The sequence below is a fragment of the Microbulbifer rhizosphaerae genome (genome assembly GCF_014191725.1).
Lineage (GTDB): Bacteria > Pseudomonadota > Gammaproteobacteria > Pseudomonadales > Cellvibrionaceae > Microbulbifer > Microbulbifer rhizosphaerae.
This window is the reverse complement of the sequence record NZ_JACHWZ010000005.1, coordinates 99,488-120,897: the sequence shown is the minus strand read 5'-3', so window position 1 is coordinate 120,897 and position 21,410 is coordinate 99,488. Positions and strand designations below refer to the sequence as shown.

Here is a 21,410-nt window from a genome sequence, read left to right as displayed (position 1 = left end):
GGGCGCCCATCGAGGCGACTGTGAGGAGACTATGAGCGAGCAGGAAAAAAGAAAGAACGAACGCCACAAGGCGGCGATGGAAAAGCAGAAAGCCAAGGTGGATGCCGGCATCGCCGCCGCGAATATCGAACGGGGCGTGGCCGTTTTGCTCACCGGTAACGGCAAGGGAAAATCCAGCTCTGCTTTCGGGATGGTGATGCGCGCCCTGGGCTACGGCCAGAAGGTAGGCGTGGTGCAGTTTATCAAGGGCGCGCAGCTCTCCGGTGAAGAGCTTTACCTCAAGAGCCACTGCCCGCAAGTGTACCTCTATCAAATGGGTACCGGTTTCACCTGGAATACCCAGGACCGCAGCGGCGATATCCGGGCGGCGGAAAAAACCTGGGCCGAGGCGGAAAAACTGCTCGCCGACGACAGCGTCGACCTGGTGGTACTCGATGAATTGACCTATATGATCGCCTATAAGTATCTGGATGAAACCCGGGTGCTGCAAGCCATAGCCGGCCGCCCGCGCGAGCAGAGCGTGGTGATCACCGGCCGCGGCGGCGGCAGCGCGCTGCAGGAACTGGTCGATACCGTCTCGGAGGTCAAGGATATAAAGCACGCCTATAAAGCCGGCGTCAAAGCCAGGAAGGGCGTAGATTATTAACAGGGCACGCGCAGCATGAACTGCCTGATGGTACAAGGCACAACCTCGGATGCCGGTAAAAGTACACTGGTGGCAGGGTTGGCGCGGCTGCTGAAAAAACGCGGTGTCAGGGTCGCCCCCTTCAAACCCCAGAATATGGCACTCAACAGTGCCGTGACCGCCGATGGCGGCGAGATAGGCCGCTCCCAGGCCCTGCAGGCACAGGCCTGCGGCCTCGATTCCCATACCGACATGAACCCGGTGTTGCTAAAGCCCGCTTCCGATACCAGCGCCCAGGTGATTATTCACGGCAGGGCCCTGGGCAATATGCAGGCGCTGGATTATCACGCCTACAAGGCCACAGCGAAAAATGCCGTGCTGGCTTCCTTTGATCGCCTCCGCCAGCAGTACGATTGCATACTGGTGGAAGGCGCGGGCAGCCCCGCCGAAATCAACCTGCGAGAAAACGATATCGCCAATATGGGTTTTGCCGAGGCGGTGGATTGTCCGGTCATACTAGTAGCCGATATTGACCGGGGCGGCGTCTTCGCCCACCTGGTAGGTACACTGGAGCTGCTATCACCCAGCGAACGGGCACGGGTGAAAGGCTTTGTCATCAACCGCTTTCGCGGAGATCTCTCACTCCTGCAGCCTGGGCTGGACTGGCTGGAGCAGAAAACCGGCAAACCGGTACTGGGCGTGCTGCCCTACCTGGCCGATTTCTTCCTGGACGCGGAAGATGCCATTCACAACGCCCAGCGGCAGGGCGGGGCAAAGCTGCTAAAAGTTATCGTGCCGGTATTGCCGCGCATCAGCAACCACACGGATTTCGACCCGTTGAGGCTGCACCCGCAAGTGGATTTCCAGTATCTGTCCGCGGCGGATGAACTGCCGCCCTGTGACCTGGTGATACTGCCCGGCAGCAAAAACGTGCGCGCGGATTTACAGCACCTGCTCGACAACAGCTGGCGGAACAAGCTCGACCGGCACCTGCGCTATGGAGGCAAAGTCCTGGGTATCTGTGGCGGCCTACAGATGCTGGGAGAGTTTATTGACGACCCCAATGGCATGGAAGGTACTCCCGGGCACATCACCGGTCTGGGCTATCTGAATTATTCCACCGAACTCCTGGAAGATAAAAAACTGCACAATCGGCAAGGGCAACTCACCCTGAATAATCTCAGCGTGCCCTTCACCGGTTACGAAATTCATTGCGGCGCAACCAATGGCCCCGCCATGGCCTCGGGTGTTTTCAAAGTACATGGAGAAGAGGGGGAAACCCGTGATGGTTCCCTGAGCGAAGACGGCAATATTCTCGCCACCTATATGCACGGTCTCTTCGATCACCCCGAGACACTGGAACAGTTGTTGCTCTGGGCCGGCTTTGCATCCCAATCCCCGGCACAGTTCGACCTGAACACCCACCGCGAGGCACAGCTGGAACGCCTGGCGGAAGTGTTCGAACAGCATCTGGATAAAAGCTGGCTCGCCAGCCTGGCCGCCCAATGAACCTTGTCGCCCAATGAACCTAGCCGCCAACCGTATACAGCGCCGCCTGTGGACGTCCATCGTGTTGGCGACACTGCTGGCCACAAGCCTGGTGGTCGCCATAGCCCTGGGCTCGGTGGCTCTGCCTTTTGCCGATGTATTGCGGGCCCTGGCCGGTGGTGAACTGGAGGGGTTTGGCGGCGATATCGTGCGAGCCATTCGCCTGCCGCGGGCGCTGCTGGCGGCTTCCGTGGGCGCCGTGCTGGCGGTGTGTGGCGCCTACCTACAGGGAATGTTTCGCAATCCACTGGCGGACCCCTCGCTGATCGGTGTAACCGCCGGTGCCTCCGTGGGTGCCAGTGCGGCGATCATGTTCGGAGGCGCTATGCTGGGAGTCGTATCTCTGGGTGCCTTTGCCGGCGGCCTGGTTGCCGTGTGGCTGGTGTACCGGGTTGCCACGGGCGTACAGGGCACCTCGGTGGCCACCATGCTGCTGATGGGCATCGCCGTTACGGCGCTGGCCGCCAGCCTGACCGGATTGATGGATTACTTCGCCGATAGCGCCAACCTGCGGCGCATGAGCCTGTGGCGCATGGGTGGGCTGGATGGTGCCACCGGTGCGCGGGCTCTGCTGGTGCTGGCGACACTGGCTGTGCTTTTGCTCAGTATGAAATCCACGGTGCGCGGGCTGAATACCCTGCTGCTGGGTGAATCCCAGGCGCGGCACCTGGGGGTGGATGTGGAGCGGTTGAAATCCCACTTGATCGTGCTGGTGGCACTGGGGGTGGGCGTATCCGTCGCGGTAGCGGGGAGTATTGCCTTCGTCGGGCTGGTGGTGCCCCATATGATTCGCCTGTGCGTGGGGCCGGACCACCGCATGCTGGTGCCGCTGTCGGCGCTGGGTGGCGCCAGTCTGTTGTTGCTGGCCGATACCCTTGCCCGCACGGTAATAGCGCCCACCGAACTGCCGGTGGGGTTGGTGACAGCCCTGATTGGCGCGCCCTTTTTTGTCTTTCTGCTGGTTCGCCACCGGGAGCTGATCCGGTGAGCTCGCTGAAGCTACAGAAAGTACTGAAAGTATCGGGGGTCTCCGTGGATGTGGCGGGCAAGCGCCTGGCGCATGCCGCCGAACTGTCCGTGGGCGCCGGTGAGGTGGTATCGGTTATCGGTCCCAATGGCGCAGGTAAAACCACATTGCTGCGCGCCATTGCCAATGACCTGCAGCCGGCCAGCGGTGTGATAGAGCTCGGCGGCCGGGATATCGCCGGCATAGGCGCGCGCGAGCGCGCGCGACAGGTGGCGGTGCTTACCCAGCACAATTCGCTGGAGTTTGCCTTTACCGGCCTGGAGGTGGTGTCACTGGCGCGGGGCCCGCACAGCACCGGCGCGGCCCTGGATCTGCGCATCTGTCGCGAAGCCATGGAGGCGATGGATGTGGGGCACTTGGCCGGGCGGCTGTATCCAACGCTTTCCGGCGGCGAGCAGCAGCGCCTGCAACTGGCGCGGGTACTGGCGCAAATCTGGCGGGCGGAGGATGCCGGGGGCCAGTACCGCCTGCTGTTGCTGGACGAGCCGGCGACCAGCCTGGATATAGGCCACCAGCATCAGCTGATGCGCGCCGTGCGGGAATTTGCCGCAACCGGGGTGGGGGTCCTGATGACCGTGCACGATATCACCCTCGCCGCCAGCTACAGCGACCGGCTGGCGCTGATAAAAAATGGCCACTGCGTCGCCCAGGGTGAACCGGAAACCGTATTGACGGATACCGTGGTGAGCGATGTGTTCGATACACAGGTACTGATTATCCCTCACCCGGAATCGGGCAAGCCGGTTGTTCTCGGAGGATAGTGCGCGATGCAATTGATTTTGGGCGGTGCCAGGAGCGGTAAAAGCCGGTATGCGCAGGAGCGCGTTGAAGCTCTGGGGGAAGAGGGCGATAAAAAACTGATTTTTCTCGCCACTGCGGAAGCCCGAGATGGCGAGATGCAGAAGCGTATAGTCAAACACCGAGACGACCGCGGTCAGCGCTGGCAAACCTGTGAAGAGCCCCTCCATCTCGCGCGGGCATTGGCGCGGATCAGCGCGCCGGATACTTGGGTGTTGGTGGATTGCCTGACTCTGTGGATCAGCAATTGCCTGCACGCCGGCTGCTGGGAAAAGGAGCGCGGGCAATTGCTGGCGGAAGTGGACCGGCGCCTGGCAACCGGCACTGCTCCTAACTGGCTGTTCGTGAGCAACGAGGTCGGCTCGGGCGTCGTGCCGCTGGGGCAGCTGTCCCGGGAATTCGTGGATGCCAGCGGCTGGCTGCACCAGGCGTTGGCCGAACGCTGTGATCAGGTGACACTGGTGGTAGCTGGCCTGCCACTGCAACTGAAGGGTTGAGGTTTAATTATGGATCTGGACTGGCTGACGGTACCCGCCCGGGTACCGGACGAAACATTTATCCAGGCGGCACTCGCGCGCCAGCAAAATCTGACCAAACCGCCGGGCTCCCTGGGGCAGCTCGAAAGTCTGGCGGTGCGTTTTGCCGGGTTGCAACAAACCGCCGAGCCGCAGCTCGAGCGCATTGCCATTCGCGTTTTTGCCGCCGATCACGGTGTGGCCGCACAGGGTGTGTCGGCATTTCCCCAGTCGGTAACCGCGCAAATGGTGGCGAATTTCTGTCGCGGCGGTGCGGCGATTTGTGTGCTGGCAAGGAAACTGGAGGCGGATTTCAAGGTGGTCAACCTCGGTTGTACCGGCGAGACACCCGAGCATCCCGACCTGATCGACGCGCGCATCGCGCCTGCATCCGGCGATTTTACCCGGGGGCCTGCCATGAGCAGAGAGCAGCTGGCAATGGCACTCAATGCCGGCCGCGATCAGGTCGCCGGGGCGGATGTGTTCCTCGGTGGTGAAATGGGAATCGGCAACACCACCGCCGCCGCCGCAATATTGGCCGCGCTGTATCAGCTGCCTGTGGCAGCCATCACCGGCCGCGGCACCGGCATTGATGACCGGGTCCTGGAACACAAAGTCGCGGTGATCGAAAAAGCGCTGGTCCTGCACAACCTCAAACGCCAGAGCCCGTTGCAACTGCTGCAGACCCTGGGCGGTTTTGAAATTGCCGCCCTGGTGGGCGCCTATATCAGCTGCGCCCAGCGAGGCGTACCTGTACTGGTGGACGGATTTATCACCACCGCCGCTGCCGCCGTTGCCCTGGCAATCAATCCCGGCATAGAGCCCTGGTTGGTGTACTCCCATTTATCCAATGAATCCGGGCACAAGCTGGCGCTGGACAAATTGCGGGCAGAACCGCTGCTATCCCTGGATATGCGCCTTGGCGAGGGCAGCGGTGCGGCCATGGCGGCGGGTGTGATTCGCCAGGCCCTGGCGCTGCACAACCAAATGGCCACTTTTGCCGAGGCCGGAGTGGCCGGTGCAGATTGATCTGTTGCGGCACGGAGCCTGCGAGGGTGGGCATATCTTTCGCGGGGATACCGATGTGCCTTTGACGGGAGAGGGGTGGCGGCAGATGCGCGAAGGCCTGGCACAGCTCGCCGGACCCTGGGCGCACATTGTCAGCTCGCCGCTGCAGCGGTGCCGCACCTTCGCCGAGCAGCAGGCGAAAAAATTGAATCTGCCCCTGAGTATAGAACCGGGTGTCAGGGAATTCGGTTTCGGCCTGTGGGAAGGGCAGAGCATCGAGAAAATCTGGCGGGAGCAGGAAAGCCTCTGCCTGGCCTGGTCGCGGGAGCCGGACAAATTCGGCCCACCCGGCGGTGAGCCCTACGGGGATTTTCGCCAGCGGGTATTGGCAGCGGTGGAGGAGATAGCGCGCGCGGGGGCTGGTGACAGGACACTGCTGGTCACCCATGGCGGTGTGATCAGGCTGCTGCTCTCGGTGGCGCGCGGGATGCCGCCGTCGGACATGATGCAGTTGACGGTCGGGTACGGTTTTGCCGCTTCGCTTAATTTCGATAGTCGCAATCTGAATATTCTCTATCCGCAGGAATCCGCCTATGTATATCAGGGGTAAGCTGCGTGCCGGGGACAAACCCTATGTGAGGGATCAACTGCGCCGGGGTACCGAGGCATTTTTTTATGCACTGATGTTTCTCACCCGCCTGCCGGTGGAGAGGTTTGTGCGGAGTGCAGATACCGAAGTCGCCGCCAGGGCAGTGTATTTCTATCCATTGGTGGGAGCGCTGATGGGAAGCCTGCTGCTGCTCTCCGCTATTATCCTTGCACCCCTGGGCACCTGGCTGGCGGCGGCGCTGGTGGTGACCCTGTGGGTTCTCCTCACTGGCGCCCTGCATCTCGATGGCCTGGCGGATTGCATGGACGGCTACTACGCCGGCCACAAGATGGCCGACAAATCGGCAAGGCGCGAACGCATTCTGCAGGTAATGCGTGATCCCGCCTGTGGCGCCGTAGCGCTGGTAGCACTGTTGTTGGTGCTGCTGCTCAAGGTGGTGGCGGTGGCCAGCCTGTGGGAGCAGGATGGGGGGCAAGAGGGCTCGCTGCTGGCGGTATTGCTGGCTCCGCTGCTCGCGCGCACGGTGGTACTGCCCTTTATGGCCCTGGCCGACTATGCCCGCAGCGAGGGTGTGGTGGCACCTGCGCAAACGGCTGGTGTGCAGACACTCTGGCTGGTGGCCCTGGTCACCTGTGCCCTGGTCAGTTTACTGCTCGGCCCCCTGGTCGCCGGCGTGTTATTTTCGGCGCTTGCGCTGCTGGTGCTCTACTGGTGGCGCTTCTGGCATGAACAGATCGGCGGCTACACCGGGGATTGCCTGGGTGCGCTGGTGGAACTGAGTGAGTTGCTGGTCCTGATTCTCCTGGTGGCGCTGTGGTAATCGCCGCCGCACTGCTGCTCGGGATGCTGCTCGACAGGTTGCTGGGTGAGCCCCGGCAATTTCACCCGCTGGTGGGGTTCGGGCGGCTGGCCAGCGGGCTCGAGCGCAAACTCAATTGCACCGATGCCAAATACCCAAAGGTGTACGGAATACTGGCCGTGGCGCTGCTGCTGGTGCCGGTGTGGTTGGTCGGCAGCCTGCTCTGGGAGCGGGCGCAGCAGGCGCAGGGGCCCTGGGCACTGATTCTCGGAGCTGGCTCCGTGTATTTTGCGGTTGGCTGGAAGGCTTTGAATGAGCACATAGCACCAGTTGCCCGGACATTGGAGCGGGAAGACCTGGCCGGTGCGCGCACAGCGGTGGGACGTATTGTCAGCCGCGACTGCGATAACCTGGACGAAGAGCAAACGGCGCGCGCGGCTATAGAATCCCTGCTGGAAAATACCTCCGATGCGGTAGTAGCCCCGCTCTTCTGGTTTGCCGTTGCCGGCCTGCCCGGAGTGCTGGTTTACCGTTTGAGCAATACCCTGGATGCCATGTGGGGTTATCGCAACCGGCGCTATCGCGCCTTCGGCTGGGCCGCCGCGCGCCTCGACGACCTGCTTAATTTTATTCCCGCACGTATCACTGCCGCCGCCTTCACCCTGTTTGGAAACAGGCCGGAGGCGCTTCAGCAGTGGCGCAGCTGTGCGGGCCACTGGGCCAGCCCCAATGCCGGCCCGGTTATCGCCGCCGGCGCCGGGGCTCTCGAACTTCGTCTCGGCGGCGGTGCCAGTTATCACGGTCAGTGGCAGGAAAAACCGGCTACTGCCGGGCGAGTGGCAACGGCGGCGGACATTCCCCGCGCGCAGGCTCTGGCTGCCCGTGCAGTTGCCGCAACACTGGTGTTGCTGATGCTTCTTGGTTTCTCTTTGGGAGTCGCAATTGAGTAAGACATTTCACGGCGGTGATCTCGCCCATGCCACGGAATTGTTCGGCGAACCGGATGGCGGCTGGCAGGACCTGTCCACCGGTGTCAGCCCCTGGAGCTACCCGCTGGGAGAGGCTCCCGAATACGTCTGGCGCTCGCTGCCCGCGGATCAGTCTCCGCTGATGGATACAGCCAGTGAATATTACGGTGCGGGGCGAGAACACCTGTTGCCGGTACCGGGCAGCCAATATGCGATATCGCGATTCCCGGGCCTGGTAGATGGCGCAGCGGTGGCAGTGCCTGCGCCTGGGTATGCGGAGCACGCCCGCTGCTGGAAAAACGCAGGGCACCAGCTTTTGTACTACCGCTCCCGTGAGGAGTTGTCCGAGCTGATTCTCGCCGGGCGCGTGCGTCACGCGGTTGTTATCAATCCGAACAACCCCACCGGTGAACGCATCTCTCCGCAAGCGCTGCTCGACCTTTATCGGGAACTCCCGGGCATCATGCTGGTTGATGAAGCCTTTGCCGATGTGAATCCAGAGCTTTCGTTGGCGGGGAGGGTGGCGGAAAACCCCCGACTCTACGTTCTGCGCTCGCTGGGCAAGTTTTTTGGCCTGGCGGGAGTGCGTTTGGGTTTTCTGCTGGGCTCAGGTTTCTGTGTCCAGCAACTGCGGGATGCCATGGACCCCTGGGCAGTGAGCGCCCCCGCGCTCTGGGCTGCTACCCGGGCGCTTGCGGATTCCGCCTGGCACGGGGTGCAGCGACGACGCATCGCAGATACAAGTCAGCGCCTTATGGAATTGCTTGAAGGGCGTCTGCCTGAGGCCGCCGTTGCCACGAATGCCGGATTGTTTATTTCGCTTCGTGGCGAACCGCAAAGCTTGTATGGCTTGTACCACCGCCTGGGGCGAACCGGTGTTTATTCACGCTGGGGCTATAAAATGCCCGGGGATGAACAACAGGCCTGGTTGCGGCTGGGGCTGGCTGACGATGGTGGTCGGCGCCTGGGGCTGGCTCTGGACCATGCTTGCGAAGTCAAGGGTTAGGTGATGAAGAAGGTTTTGCTTTTCATACTCTTTTGTATTCTGCTCCCGGCAGCGACCGGAGCGGCACCTATTGAAGTATCCGACGCGCGGGGCAAGGTAATTCGCCTGCAGGAGCCGGCCAGCCGGATTGTTGCACTGGCACCGCATATCGTGGAAAACGCCTATTCCGCCGGCGCTGGCGATAAACTGGTAGCGGCGGTCAGCTACAGCGACTACCCACCTGAAGCTGCGGAGCTGCCTCAGGTGGGCAGCTACAAGCTGGTCAACTACGAAACCGTGCTCGCGCTCAAGCCCGATCTGGTACTCGCCTGGTCTTCGGGCAACGGCCCGGAAGTGGCGCGCCAGCTCGAGCGGCTGGGGCTCACGGTGTATGTGGACGAGCTGCGCAGCCTCGAAGATATTGTTGGTGAAGTGCGTACCTTCGGGTTACTCGCCGGAACCAGCGAGGTGGCCAACCAGCGAGGGGATCAGTGGCTTGCGCGCCTGCGTGAACTAAAGCAGCAGTATCGGGGCGCCGCTCCGGTGAGTGTTTTCTACCAGGTATGGAACGACCCCTTGCAAACCCTGAACGGTGAGCATCTGGTGAGTGATGTGATTCGCCTGTGCGGAGGTCGCAACGCCTTCGCCGATGCCGTATCCCTGGCGCCCAAGGTCAATATCGAATCTGTCCTCGCCCGCAATCCGGACGCCATCGTTGCCAGTGGCATGGGCGAGCAGCGCCCCGAGTGGCTGGGTGATTGGCTGGAATATCCAGCGCTTACCGCGGTAAGGGAGAAGAACTTGTTTTTTGTGCCTCCGGATATTATTCAGCGGCACACCATGCGCATACTCGATGGTGCCGAAATGCTTTGCGAGCAGTTGCAGCGAGTGCGCCACCGGTAGATGCCTGGCGCTGGACTCCCTCGGCGATGCCTCCACTCTCGCCGATTCCTCGGTGGTGGAAGAACTGATTGAGCACTGCGCCAACCGCTGATCTGCAAATCGGCCGGAGGCGGGCACAATGCCCGCCCCCGGCTCTGCATCCAAATCCCTCCCTGCTGCGTCCAAGCCTCCGATAATCAAAAAAATCAATAAACGGAGATGCGCAAATGAAACGATTCGTGATGGCCGTCGCCCTGCTGGTGGTAGCGCCTGCCTTTGCCGACGCGGACGAAAATTCCGTCGACAGTGAGATCCTGCAGCGCCCCGACCCCTGGGCGGAAGTTATGTTGGTGGGCACTTACCACTTCGCCAATCCAGGCCGGGATATGTTTAATTCAAAGGCGGACGATGTTCTGAGCGAGCGGCGCCAGCGCGAAATCCGGGATCTGGTGGCACGGCTCGCGGAGTGGAAACCGGATCTGGTGCTACTTGAATATTCACGTGATGAGAGCGAACAGGTAAATGCCCGCTACGCGGAGTATCGCGAGGGTATGCACCGGGGCAAGCGCAACGAAGCCTATCAGCTGGGTTTCCGTCTCGCGGATATTCTGGGCCATGAACGCATAGCGGCGGTGGATGTGGAGCACCGTTTCTATTCCGAACAGCAGGCCGCGCTGGATAAGGCCCCCAAGGGGCGCTACCGGGGATTGTCCGAAGAATTACAGCGCTACGGCAAGGCTTTTGTTGCCGCCAGTGATGAGGTTATGGCTTCCCGCAGCATCGGGGATATTCTCGCCTGGTACAACTCCCCCGAGGCCCTCACCGCTAACCAGGACTTCTACCTCAACCACCAGATCCGCCAGTGGCAGGGAGAAAACCAGGGTGGCGCGCACACCATCGCCAACTGGTACAAGCGCAATATCCTGATCTTCCAGAACATTTTGCGGGAAGTGGAGGAGAGTGAGGGACAGGCCAAGCGCATCGTCGTCATCTACGGCCAGGGGCACATCCCGATTCTGTCGCAGCTGGTAGAGGACACACCATTCCTGACCGCCGTCGATCTCGCCCCCTACCTGGCCGACAATACGAGCGAGCTGTAAGTGCCACTCCCTGCTGCGCGAATGCTATTTTCATATGGGCGAGGTCCAAGATGCGCTGCTGTTCGGCCCGTTGCGGAGAGGCTGGGCGGAAGCCCCTATCCGAATTTCCTGAAAAGCAGAACCATTTTTTTGAACCTCACTGCCCGCCGCTGCGACTACCTCTACGGAAACGCTGTTTACCCAAGCAACCGAAGAGGCAATCACCATGGGCCAACTACTGTTCGCCAAACCTAAAACCTACCTGAAGACGTTATCTTTCGCGCTGTTGACCACCACCCTGTTCGCCTGTGGTGGTAACGGCGGCAGCTCCTTACCGGATAGCGACAACGACGTTACTGATCCCCCGCCGGCCAGTGTCGATCTCAGCTTTGTGGTGCAAACCCACGACGGCGCCCGGTTATCCGGTGTGTCAGTTACCCTCGATGATTCGACCATCCAGAGCGATGAAACCGGTTGGGCTCATTTCAACCTGCCCGACCAGGAGTTCTATGTAGTACGCGCCGAAGCGGAGGGCTTTGTCTCCCAGGCAATGAAAGTCAACGGCGAAAATGAGAGCGTCATGCCCATCCGGCTGACACCGGTAAAGCAGACCCTCAGCCTGGACGATATCGAATCGGCCCGGACCCTGAGCGCGGCAGACCTGGGTGCGCGGATTACCTTTCCCGCCGGTGCTTTTGTTACTCCCGATGGCGAACCAGCCACCGGCTCTGCTAGGGTGCAGATCACCCCCTGGGATATCACCAATGGCGAGCTCAATGCCATGCCCGGAAACGGCCAGGCAGTGGACGCCGCGGGTGCGCCAACGGAGCTGATCAGCGCCGGGATGCTGACGCTCTCCGTGCACAACGAGGCCGGTGACTACCTGCAGTTGGCTCCCGGCACCACCGCGGAAATTCAGATGGATTTGCCGCAGGGCAGTATCAACAATGCGGCGCTCACGGTTGGCAGCACTGTGCCCATGTGGCACTTCGACGAAACCCAGGGCATATGGGTAGAGGACGACTCCATCATCGGTACCGTGGTTGCCTCGGCCACTTCCCCGGTCGGCCTGGCGGTGCACGCGGAAGTCAGCCACTTTTCCACCTGGAACTGGGATTTCAAATTCGAAAACGGGGGCAGCATCAATGTGGAGTGTCGGCTGTTCGATAACAGCCCAGTACCCTGCGGTATCAGTGCCGAGGTAACGCTGGATGACGGTTCCGTCTTTACCCGCAACGGGCAATTGCCGGAAGGCGGTTCCACCATTATCAACATGCCCACCAGCGCAACCATCGACTGGCATGCCACTTCCTTTGGCGGTTTTATGGGCGACTTGACCAGCGATATGTCCGCCGACGTGGTCATTGCGCTGGACGCACCCACCAGTGAGAACTTTGTACGCTGCGAGCTGCCCGATGGCACTGGGGTAAATTGCTCGGTCACCCTGACGGATGGCACCCACGATCTGACTCAAACCGTTCCGGCGCAGGGCGCCACCATCTTCACCGGCTGGCCGGCCCTGGATGAGTTCACCGAGTTCAGCTGGGTGGCTGTAACCCCAAACCCGGTGGATTTCGCTGGACAACAGGTGTTGGGGGAGGGCAGCGTCAACTCCGGCATTGCCGAAGACGTGCTGCTCACACTCACCACAACACCGGTTGAAGCCGTGGATGTTCAATGCCTGTCCTCGATGGGGACCACCATTCCGTGCGTCGTGGAACTGGTAGCCTCGCTGCCCAACGGTGAGCAATTTACACAGCCCGAGGTGTCGATCACTGACAGTCTCAGCATCAACGTTCCCTCGGAGGCCACCCTGATTCAATGGTCCGCCACCTCCAACGGTGCCTACAGCCAGAACGGTCAGTTTGTCGAACTGTCCGGCACCCAGGAAACCGGCCTGGTCAGCAGCGTGGCAATAATCCTGGATGAAGAATCCGTGCAGGGCCCCGCGGCGCAGAGCATTCAACTCTACTGCAGCAACAGTCAGGACACCGCGGCCACTACCTGCGATATCGAAATCAACCGGGAAGGCAATGGGGCCGGCTATGGGCCAGTGGACAGCTTTGACGACGTGCCCGTGGGCGATGCGGTCACCCTGGAGTTTCCGGATGGTATGGCCGCTCAAAACGACTGGGTTCAGGTCATGGCCACCGGGGATGATGGTTCTGTCGCCTACAGCTTCTCTGCCTACGGGTCATTGAACGATGGTGAGAGTGTTGAGCTGGAACTGCAGTGTTCGGATGCGAACGGCGGCAGTGCCTGCCCCTAGTCGACATCACTGATTGACCCGCCAAAGCCGGCTCCCAGTAGCCGGCTTTTATTTTCTCAAGGTCTGATCCCAACAGCATTGAATCGGAGCCGGTGGCGGCCAGGACCTTCGCAGCAAGCCCCGGAGTTTTTCCCGAATCCCGGGGAGGTAGCCTTGAATTCGCATAGATGCATGCAACCTGGAGAGAACCGGGAAGGGTCGACTTATCGACACCCCGCAACCACCTGCACCAACCCCCAACCAAAACGCTCGTCACGCCCCTCGGGGCCCAAATCTTTCACCGTCCCGGTCAGGTCCACACCCCGGTGATCCGCCAACAGCAGCGCGGCGGTCACAAAAGGCGCGGCGAAGGATGTCCCGGTGTGGTAGCGGCCCACAGCCTCGCCGTCGGCCGCCCAGATATCCACACCCGGCGCCGCCAAGTCGATGTAATCGCCCAGGTTGGCGTCCGGGTACAGTCGCTCCAAGGCATCCACGGCAGTGACCGCGATCACTCCCGGCTGCGCCGCGGGAAACACCGGTGGTGCCTCCGGCCCGCGATTGCCGGCCGCCGCCACCAGCCGGATGTCGCGCTCGAGCAGTCGCTCCAGTGCCAGTTCAAACACCCGATTGTGCTCCCCGCCCAGACTCAGGTTTATGGCCTGCACGTCCTGCCCGGCCAGCCAGTCCAGGGCGGCCAGCAGGGTATCCGTAGTGGTGTCGGTGGTCTCGCCCCGCTGGCGGAAGACTTCCGCCGCGAATAGCTGGCTGCCCGGCAGCAGGCCCGGCGCTGGCGAGCCGGGCTCGCCGATCAACAGACTGGCCACCGCCGTCCCGTGTACCGGAGAAGCCGCTTCGCCGCGCACAAAGTTGCGTCGCACCAGCGCCGCATCGGCCAGCGCCGGATGCTTGTCCGCCACCGGGGTATCCAACATGCCGATACGGAAGTCGCGATGGCAAGAGCCGATGGGATCGGGCCAGGCAATCAACCGATGGGCGTATCGCCGCCGGGCATTGAGCGTCTGATAGCGCTGATTGGTGTCCAGGTCCAGGTCCGGCAACTCCGTGCGCAGCCGGGCCATCAGGGTGGGCGGACTGACGCCCGGGGGCAGGCGGAAGACGCTGAGTACCAAACCCAGATTGCCAAGGCGCTGCCGGGACTTCACTCGCAGCTGATAAGCCTGAAGCTGGCGGGCCGCCGATTGCGCTTCGGCCATATCGGCACTCACCAGTAATATTTCACCCGGTTCGTAATTCTGTGCATCCCGGTCGGGTGCCGGGTCGGCGGCTGCGATTTGCCGCGGTGGCGGTACCGGTGGGGGCGGCGGGGCCGAACGCCCCAGCAGGCTGCCGCCCCGTTGAATCTGCGGGCGACTCGGCGCGGGTGCGGCGGATTCCGGTTCGACCTCTTCCGGCGTTTTCGTTTCGGCGACGTCCGCTGCGCTCGACTCGGGTTTGGGTTCGGGCTCGTGTTGGGGTTCGCGTTCGGGCTCAGGTTCGGGCTTGGGTTGGGGTTCGCGCTGGGGCTCGGGCTTCTGATCGGCAACCGCTTCAGGCCGCGGTTCCGCCTCGCCCGGTTGAGCCGGAGTGGAATCCTGATTCTCTTCTCGTTCGCGCGTCGGCCGGCGCGGCTGTTCAGTTCCGGCATCCGCTGGTTCGGTCCCGGTTTCCCGCGAGTTCACCGCCTGCTCCGCCGTTTCACGCTCCGCAAGCTCCACATCCCGGCGCACTTCAGTGGCCGGATCGTCCTCCGTCGTCTGCGCCATCGGGAGACCCGACCAAATCGACAACAGCGAGATCGACAGGAGTAAAATGCACCGCCTGTCAGCCCCCGGCATCACGGCGCAATAACCTCATCCACAAACTCAAACGCCTGCAGGGTTTCCACCGCCGCCTCGGTCGAAACGCCTTCCGGCAATCCCAACCGAAAGACGCCCAGGGCGCTGGGCCCGGCGACGATGCTGCCGTTCACACTCAGCACGGCCGCCTGGATATCCGCCGCGGTCGTCTCGGGAGCGAAGGCGATTTGCAGCCGCGGTCCCGCCGGTATGCCCTCTCCCGATGCCGGGCTTATATCGACCGCTGTATCTCCCTTCCAGAGCGTCGGTCCCAGCAGCAGTGCCGCCTGGACCGCCACCATGAGGCAGGCCGCAATCGCCACGGGTTTCCAGAAATTTTTACGGGGCGGCATTTCCGGGGCTTCATCCGGCTCCTCCCGCATCGCTTTCTGTAAACGGGCCAGGCCGAGTTCTCCCGGCGGCGTCACCGGTTCATTCTGAACCGTCTGCCGAAGCGCCTTCAAAAATTCAGCTTCCCGGGCCAGGGCCGGGTCCTCGGCCATTTTTTTCTCGAGCGCCTGGCGTTCCGCTTCCGGCAATCTGCCGTTGGCCCACAGATTCAATTGCTCATCAATTTTGTTCATGACGACCTCATGGCTCTGGCCAGTTGTTTCTTCAACAGGTTTTTGGCGTGATACACCCGGGATTTCACCGTGCCTTCGGGAATTTGCAGAATACTGGCAATTTCCGCGTAATCCAGCTCTTCAAAAAACACCAGATGCAGGATTTCCCGGTGGGGTGGCGACAGGGTTTGCATACAGGCGCGCAATACCTGGCCGTCCTTCACCGCAGCCAGTGCCTGTTCCAGATCCGCGGCCGGCGTATCGTCGGTCAGGTTATCGTCCAGGTCGGTAAATTCGCGCGCGCCCTGCTTGCGCCAGTGGGTCATCACTTTGTTGTGCGCAATTCCGAGCATCCAGGTGGTGACTTTGGCGCGCCCGGCAAATCGTGCCGCCGAGCGCCAGACCTCGAGCATCACTTCATTCAATAGGTCGGCGGCGACGAATGAATCGTTCAACTTGGACAACAGGTAACGGTAGACACGCGTTTCGTGCCGGCGATAAAACGCGGTCATCGCCTCCGTATCGCCGACCGCCATGGTGCGTAATAACTGTTCGTCGCTATCCTGTACTGAATATTCCATAGATTGGCCCGGCTTACTCCTCGGTGCGAATCGACTGAATCGGACTGGCGGCCACAATGGCTCCCTCGGCATTCACCGCGCTCACTCGCCAGTAATAAATTCGCCCGGGCAGCAACCGGTGTAACACGGTGGGAGATAACCGGGTGCGGTCCGTATTGCCCTGCAGCAGAACGCCCGTAGCGGGTGCCGCGGTCATTTCCGCCGGGACGGTGCCGGGTTCCGACGAGGTGACCGACGTCGCTGCCGACGGGGGCTGGTCGTACAGTTCCAATTGATAGGCCCGTGTACCGGCGGCCGGCCGCCAACGAAATTCCGTCGCGGCGTCGAGGGCAGTTCCCGCCTGCGGACTGGTCACGGGCAACACCGGCACGAACACCGGCGCCGCCGGCTTGCCACTCACCTGGTAGCGCAATTCGATACTGTCACTCTCGAGTGAAGGCTGCAGCAGGCGTAAGCGCAGCAAATACAGCCCGGCTTCGTCGGTCGGTAACACCGGGCTTTGCAGGGAAGCCTCCTGGCCGCCCCCCAGATACTGGCGCACCGTATCCAGCCGGCGGAATACCGGTTGGCCGCGGGTGGTCGCCGGGGTCGCCACCTCCCACACCGCCTCCAGCAAACCGGCGCGGTCGTAACGGATGGCGGCCAACGCCCGCAGTCGTTCGCTACGCCCCACCGATGCCACGGCGGCACCGTCATCGAATCGCAACGCCACCCGCCGGACGATCAGACCACTGGCGGTGACCGCCTGCCCTTCAGGCAGGGAGCGCGCCGCATTGGGCAATGAAGCGGACAGCCGAATGGTTTGCACACCGGTGACCGACATACCGTTGATGCTGAACTGGCGGACGTATAACAGCTGGCGGGCGCCCAGAGCGGCTGCGCGCTGGCTCACCTCCGCGGGAACCGTCACGGTTTCATTGAGGGTGAAACTCACTAACCGGCCATCTGCCGACCCGGCCAGCCGCCCCACCAGGGGGCGCTGCACAGCGCCCAGGCGTTCTCCCGAAGCCGTCTCGTCGAGGGTAAAAAAGCCCACATCAGAGGCAATGTCGCCGGCGAAATAAGTCCTGCCCCGCCAGACAATGGGCTGGGTGGATTCCACCCCCACCGTGACCGGACGGGGCGCCGGGCAGGGCTGCATGGAAGAGCAGAGTTCCAACTCCTGGGCGGATGCGGGGACGGCGAACCCGACCGCAAGAATGAAGACAATGGCAAGACGACAGACGCTCATGGTCGCACCCCCGGATACGCCACCGGCAGACTGGAGCGCAGTTCAATAAATGCCTGATATCCATCGACCGGTGAATCAATCGGTGAACCGACCGGCGAATCGACCGCAAACAAGCGATCCCGGTAGTCGTTGCGGGTGAGGGATACAATCAGCTCCAGGCCCGAACTCAGGGGGGCCGGCTGCCGAATCCGCCAGTTCAGCTGGGCACTGATATAGGTGGTTTCGTCCCATTGGGCGAAGAAAGGGTCGTCTCTCGCACTGGTCTGATTCAGACCCATATTGAGACCGCCCGTTAACCGTTCGGGGATAAATTCCGCCTTCGCATCCACAGAGTAAATATGCCGATCGGTACTGACGCCCTGATCGGGATAGGTGGTGTGCTGCAGTTCCCAGCCGACAAAGAGGCTGTACCGGCCACTCGGGTACCAGCCCGCATCCAGCCGGGTCGCCTGGGTGCGGGTCTCCGGTTGCCAGCCGGTGGCATCCTCCAGGCTGTCGTAGTGGTACCCCGCCGACCACTGCAGCTGCTCCCGGGTAAAGGCCGCCGTCAGCGCGTAGCGCCTGGTCTCCAGATCGTTCGCCAGATAGCCCTGCGGCGTGTATCGGTCCCGCAACCTGGCGCCCTCCGCCGACAGGGTGTAACTCGGCTGCCCCAAAGCCGCAAGCGGCGACCACTCGGGGAGATCGTAATCCATATAGCGGGTGCTGAGATGCCATTGCCGGGTTCTGGATATGGCGTAGTCGGCGTCCTCGGAGAGGTTGTTGTCCTCTACGGCGTAGCCACCATCCCAGGTCCATTTATCCCTGGTGATATCGAAGAAAACCCGCTCCATCTGTTTGTCGGCGGGCGCGTACCGGTTGGCCAGGCTTCTGTACCAGGTGCCCAGTTTTTTTGATTCCAGGCCGAGGCGCCAGTCGAGTTCACCTCCCGGCGTGGGGTTCAATACCAGCAGCGCGGACCAGGCGTTGTCCCGCTCGGATTCAAAGCCGCTGTCGATACCGTCAAAGTCATACTCACTGCCGGCTTTCTCCAACCGCACACGCAGCTGCCGCTGGAAGAACTGGCCATCCACTATCAGGTTCCAGGCATCGCCCTCGTGCACCACCGAATCGCTGTCTGGGCCGTCCTGCGGGTAGAGACTGCCGTAGTCCGGCTCGCCGACTCGACCGGACAGGCGCCCTCCCGCCACCATAAGTTGCGCGCCGTCCCCGCGCAGGGGCCAGAACTCCAGGCGACCGCCGCTCAGGCGATTGTCGGCATCATCCGTGCCCAGCCCGGCATCGACGCCCACCTGCTGCCGGCTGCCGGCTCGATACAGTGACAGAGTGCCGTCCCACAGGGGCAGCCGGGCACCGGTGGACAGGCCGCGCCGCTCGAAGCCATCCTGGATCAGGCTTGCGGAGCCCAACTGCTGATCACCGAGGGCCAGCCGATAGCGGCCGTACTCACCGCGCAGGTTGAAACGAGCCAGATCCACTTTCCGCCCGGCAATGGCCAGATCCTTATTGTTCACCGCAATCAAGTCCAGGCTACTATCCAACCGCCAGTTGTCGCCGCTCAGGCCGGACTCCAGGTTGCCGCCCCCTTGGAGGTCGCTCCCCCCGCTCCGATCGCGCTCGGTGACACGCTGACTGAACGCCAGATTCAACTGACCATTGGCCTGAAGCTCCCGAAGCGTCGCCGAGTGACGAACCTCAAAGGTCCAGTAGCCCAGCTCCTGAACGCGGCCGCGCTCGCCGTAAAACATCACCCTCAATTCATGGGCACCGGGGGTAAGCGGCCTCACCGGCACGTAAACCAGCTCCGCGCCGCGCCACTGGACCAGTGCCGAAACATCCATGCCATCCAATTCCAAGCTCAGTTGGCCAGGGCCATCCGCTCCCGTATCGTCAGACAGGGAAAGGCGCAGTCTTTCGCGGGGCCGATAAAAATCGTCGACCTCCGGAGCGCTCAGCCGCGCTTCGGGCTGCGCCAGTACCACAGGCACAGACAGTGCCGGCCAACTGCTGATCAGCAGCGGCAACGCCAGTGTTTTCGGTAGTCGAAATGGGGACACAGCCATCCAGCGGTCACTCTGCAAGAACCTCTGTCACCGATGAGTCGCAACCGATTCGGTGTGGGTTCAATGTTTTTATCAAATTTTCTGCAAAGGGGGGGTATGCGCAGTGCAGCTCGCTCCGCTGCTTGTTATCTGTAATTTCCGGCTCTAGGACTGCTTTCCATCTGCCGGTAGCCACCCAAACGGCGTCATTCTACAATAGTTCGAGCTGCAATAAGATAGGGATATAAACAACTATAAAACCTGCGTCAAACCGCTCGTTGACAAGAATTTTTGCCCCGGAATTCAAATGTCAGCCTAAGCATATCTCCGTGCTGAATCCCATTTTCAACAATTGGTTCTGGATAGCTCTTCAAGAAGAAATTCTTGTCAATGCGTTCAACCCTAAAGCCCTGCCGCTGGTAGAAGGTCAACTGGTAACCGAAAGTGCCAGCACCAACTTCCAGGCGCTGCATACCGGATTCCTTTCGCTTTTTCGATAACTACGCGGTCACCCGGCTTCGGGCTTCCCAAGGCGCGCAGGTGCTCGCCCAGCCTGACAGAGCAGTGCTCTTCCGATGCCAACTCCTGCCAAGGCAATTTCGATCAGCGTGCGTTCGACTGAGTGCACCCGTACGACGGAATATCCCTCGACATGCCGTTGAGCTCCCCCAAGTTTCATGCAAAAATGCAGTTGAACTTCATTTTTACATATATAGAGGGGCTAATGATTGTCAGGCAAATCGGTGTGGAACTGCGCAGATTACTGGCGGAATACCCAGTGGTCACGCTACTAGGCCCCCGACAGGCGGGCAAGACCACCCTCGCCAGAGGGCTGCTGGACGACTATGAATACAGCAACCTGGAAAGCCCTGAAACCCGCCAACTGGCCGAGGACGACCCCAAGGCATTTCTGACCAGATTTAAAGGAAAGGTCATTCTCGACGAGATACAGAGGGTGCCGGAGCTGCTCAGCTATATCCAGGTCATTGTCGACGAGAAGCCGGGCAATGGGCAGTTCCTGCTCACCGGTTCGCATCAGGAATTAAGACAGGCCATTACCCAGTCCCTGGCCGGTCGCACCAGTATTCTGAATCTGTATCCGTTTTCAATCGAAGAGCTCGCAAAGGCGAAGATTACCTTCGACAAACCTGAAGAGTACATTTTCAACGGCTTTCTGCCGAGAATTTACGATCAGGGGCAAAGACCAACTCCGGCCTACTCCAACTATTACCAGACCTATGTAGAGCGGGATGTCAGGCAGCTTATCCACCTGAAAGATGTTTCCCATTTCGAAAAATTCATAAAACTGCTGGCCGGCAGAACCGGCCAGTTGATGGACTACAGTTCACTCGCCAATGACGTAGGGGTCAGCGCAAACACCGTCAAGCACTGGCTTTCCATATTGGAAGCCTCTTTTATCGTTTACAAACTGCCACCCTATTTTGAGAATTTCGGCAAGCGCGTAGTGAAGTCTCCAAAGTACTATTTCATGGATACCGGTCTGCTCGCCTTCCTGTTGGGCATCGAAAGACCCGAGCAGGTTACACGAGATCCACTGGTCGGCCAGATGTTTGAAAACCTGGTGGTTATGGAGTGCCTGAAATACAGAACCAACCAGGGTAAGATCCCGAACTTGTACTTCTTTCGGGACAGCACCGGCAATGAAGTAGATCTTATTTGCCAACAGGGCAGAGAGCTTGTTGCGATCGAAATAAAGTCCAGCACCACCTATCGCGCCGAACTACTCAAAGGCTTGAAACGCATCAATGCTATTGCGCCCAGGGTTTCAGCCTCCCACCTCATTTATGCAGGGGAAAGATTCGAATTCAGCAGCGGCATTAATGCGCTGAATTATCGGGAAATAAGCACAATATTTTAATGCTCTTCCTCTCCGTTCATTCCCAACTCTTTTAATTTCCTGGTCAGGGTATTTCGGCCCCAGCCCAGTAGCTCCGCCGCATCCCTTTTCCGCTCCGCGGTGTGCTTGAGGGCGATTTCGATCAGCGCCTTTTCGAATGCGGGCACTGCCTCGCTGAGAATTTCCCGGCGGCCGGTGGCTAGCC

The 21,410-nt window shown here is 61.0% G+C and carries 20 protein-coding genes and 1 pseudogene; 14 read left to right on the top strand and 7 right to left on the bottom strand.

The genetic code is table 11. From position 1 onward, the window contains the following. The first annotated feature begins 31 nt into the window (after positions 1-31). The 13 genes from cobO to FHS09_RS06650 all read left to right on the top strand — a co-directional run bounded on the left by cobO (position 32) and on the right by FHS09_RS06650 (position 13,113). The gene (gene cobO, locus FHS09_RS06710; RefSeq protein ID WP_183458029.1) at positions 32-646 is read left to right on the top strand and encodes a cob(I)yrinic acid a,c-diamide adenosyltransferase; all 615 of its coding nucleotides are present in this window, start codon (positions 32-34) and stop codon (positions 644-646) included. Positions 647-661: 15 nt separating this feature from the next. Beyond that, on the top strand, positions 662-2,134 hold the full coding sequence (locus tag FHS09_RS06705; protein WP_183458027.1) for a cobyric acid synthase: 1,473 nt from the start codon (positions 662-664) through the stop codon (positions 2,132-2,134). Between the two features lie 13 nt (positions 2,135-2,147). Next, positions 2,148-3,161 (top strand): FecCD family ABC transporter permease, encoded by a 1,014-nt coding sequence (locus FHS09_RS06700; protein WP_183458025.1) that lies wholly within the window; start codon positions 2,148-2,150, stop codon positions 3,159-3,161. Next, positions 3,158-3,961, top strand: a complete 804-nt coding sequence (locus FHS09_RS06695) for a heme ABC transporter ATP-binding protein (RefSeq protein ID WP_343057424.1) — start codon at positions 3,158-3,160, stop codon at positions 3,959-3,961. The genes FHS09_RS06700 and FHS09_RS06695 overlap by 4 nt, the downstream gene beginning before the upstream one ends. 6 nt (positions 3,962-3,967) lie before the next feature. Then, positions 3,968-4,495 carry a bifunctional adenosylcobinamide kinase/adenosylcobinamide-phosphate guanylyltransferase gene (gene cobU / locus FHS09_RS06690; protein ID WP_183458023.1) on the top strand — a complete coding sequence of 176 codons (528 nt, stop codon included), beginning with the start codon at positions 3,968-3,970 and terminating at the stop codon, positions 4,493-4,495. A gap of 9 nt (positions 4,496-4,504) precedes the next feature. Further along, a complete protein-coding gene (cobT, locus tag FHS09_RS06685; protein WP_183458021.1) occupies positions 4,505-5,542 on the top strand; it encodes a nicotinate-nucleotide--dimethylbenzimidazole phosphoribosyltransferase in 1,038 nt (345 codons plus the stop codon). Beyond that, a complete protein-coding gene (locus FHS09_RS06680; RefSeq protein ID WP_183458019.1) occupies positions 5,532-6,131 on the top strand; it encodes a histidine phosphatase family protein in 600 nt (199 codons plus the stop codon). The genes cobT and FHS09_RS06680 overlap by 11 nt, the downstream gene beginning before the upstream one ends. Next, positions 6,115-6,951: an adenosylcobinamide-GDP ribazoletransferase gene (gene cobS, locus FHS09_RS06675; RefSeq protein ID WP_183458017.1), complete on the top strand. Its 837-nt coding sequence runs from the start codon at positions 6,115-6,117 to the stop codon at positions 6,949-6,951. Before FHS09_RS06680 ends, cobS begins: the two co-directional genes overlap by 17 nt. Next, positions 6,945-7,880, top strand: a complete 936-nt coding sequence (gene cbiB, locus FHS09_RS06670) for an adenosylcobinamide-phosphate synthase CbiB (RefSeq protein ID WP_343057423.1) — start codon at positions 6,945-6,947, stop codon at positions 7,878-7,880. Before cobS ends, cbiB begins: the two co-directional genes overlap by 7 nt. Continuing rightward, positions 7,873-8,904: a threonine-phosphate decarboxylase gene (locus tag FHS09_RS06665; RefSeq protein WP_183458015.1), complete on the top strand. Its 1,032-nt coding sequence runs from the start codon at positions 7,873-7,875 to the stop codon at positions 8,902-8,904. The genes cbiB and FHS09_RS06665 overlap by 8 nt, the downstream gene beginning before the upstream one ends. 3 nt (positions 8,905-8,907) lie before the next feature. After that, a complete protein-coding gene (locus FHS09_RS06660; protein ID WP_183458013.1) occupies positions 8,908-9,786 on the top strand; it encodes a cobalamin-binding protein in 879 nt (292 codons plus the stop codon). 206 nt (positions 9,787-9,992) lie between these two features. After that, positions 9,993-10,865, top strand: a complete 873-nt coding sequence (locus FHS09_RS06655) for a DUF5694 domain-containing protein (RefSeq protein WP_183458011.1) — start codon at positions 9,993-9,995, stop codon at positions 10,863-10,865. 205 nt (positions 10,866-11,070) lie between these two features. Then, positions 11,071-13,113: a hypothetical protein gene (locus FHS09_RS06650; RefSeq protein ID WP_183458009.1), complete on the top strand. Its 2,043-nt coding sequence runs from the start codon at positions 11,071-11,073 to the stop codon at positions 13,111-13,113. A 203-nt stretch (positions 13,114-13,316) separates the two neighbouring features. Here the strand turns inward: FHS09_RS06650 and FHS09_RS06645 are convergent, their stop codons facing one another. The 6 genes from FHS09_RS06645 to FHS09_RS06620 form a co-directional block, all read right to left on the bottom strand. Further along, a complete protein-coding gene (locus FHS09_RS06645; RefSeq protein WP_183458007.1) occupies positions 13,317-14,858 on the bottom strand; it encodes a S8 family serine peptidase in 1,542 nt (513 codons plus the stop codon). Positions 14,859-14,929: 71 nt separating this feature from the next. Then, positions 14,930-15,514 (bottom strand): hypothetical protein, encoded by a 585-nt coding sequence (locus FHS09_RS06640; RefSeq protein WP_183458005.1) that lies wholly within the window; start codon positions 15,512-15,514, stop codon positions 14,930-14,932. After that, positions 15,511-16,074 (bottom strand): RNA polymerase sigma factor, encoded by a 564-nt coding sequence (locus tag FHS09_RS06635; RefSeq protein ID WP_183458003.1) that lies wholly within the window; start codon positions 16,072-16,074, stop codon positions 15,511-15,513. The genes FHS09_RS06640 and FHS09_RS06635 overlap by 4 nt, the downstream gene beginning before the upstream one ends. Positions 16,075-16,087: 13 nt before the next feature. Beyond that, on the bottom strand, positions 16,088-17,305 hold the full coding sequence (locus FHS09_RS06630; protein WP_183458001.1) for a hypothetical protein: 1,218 nt from the start codon (positions 17,303-17,305) through the stop codon (positions 16,088-16,090). Continuing rightward, positions 17,302-19,362, bottom strand: coding sequence for a hypothetical protein (locus FHS09_RS06625; RefSeq protein ID WP_183457999.1), 2,061 nt, complete (start codon positions 19,360-19,362; stop codon positions 17,302-17,304). Before FHS09_RS06625 ends, FHS09_RS06630 begins: the two co-directional genes overlap by 4 nt. A 251-nt stretch (positions 19,363-19,613) precedes the next feature. After that, positions 19,614-19,820 carry a hypothetical protein gene (locus FHS09_RS06620; protein WP_221191839.1) on the bottom strand — a complete coding sequence of 69 codons (207 nt, stop codon included), beginning with the start codon at positions 19,818-19,820 and terminating at the stop codon, positions 19,614-19,616. A gap of 179 nt (positions 19,821-19,999) precedes the next feature. On the opposite strand from FHS09_RS06620, the gene FHS09_RS06615 reads away from it, so the two are divergent. Then, the gene (locus FHS09_RS06615) at positions 20,000-21,226 is read left to right on the top strand and encodes an ATP-binding protein (protein WP_246394636.1); all 1,227 of its coding nucleotides are present in this window, start codon (positions 20,000-20,002) and stop codon (positions 21,224-21,226) included. On the opposite strand, the pseudogene FHS09_RS06610 reads toward FHS09_RS06615, so the two are convergent. After that, a pseudogene (locus FHS09_RS06610) lies at positions 21,223-21,408 on the bottom strand (helix-turn-helix domain-containing protein); the annotation flags it as partial. The gene FHS09_RS06615 and the pseudogene FHS09_RS06610 sit on opposite strands and share 4 nt — an antisense overlap. Positions 21,409-21,410 lie beyond the last annotated feature (2 nt).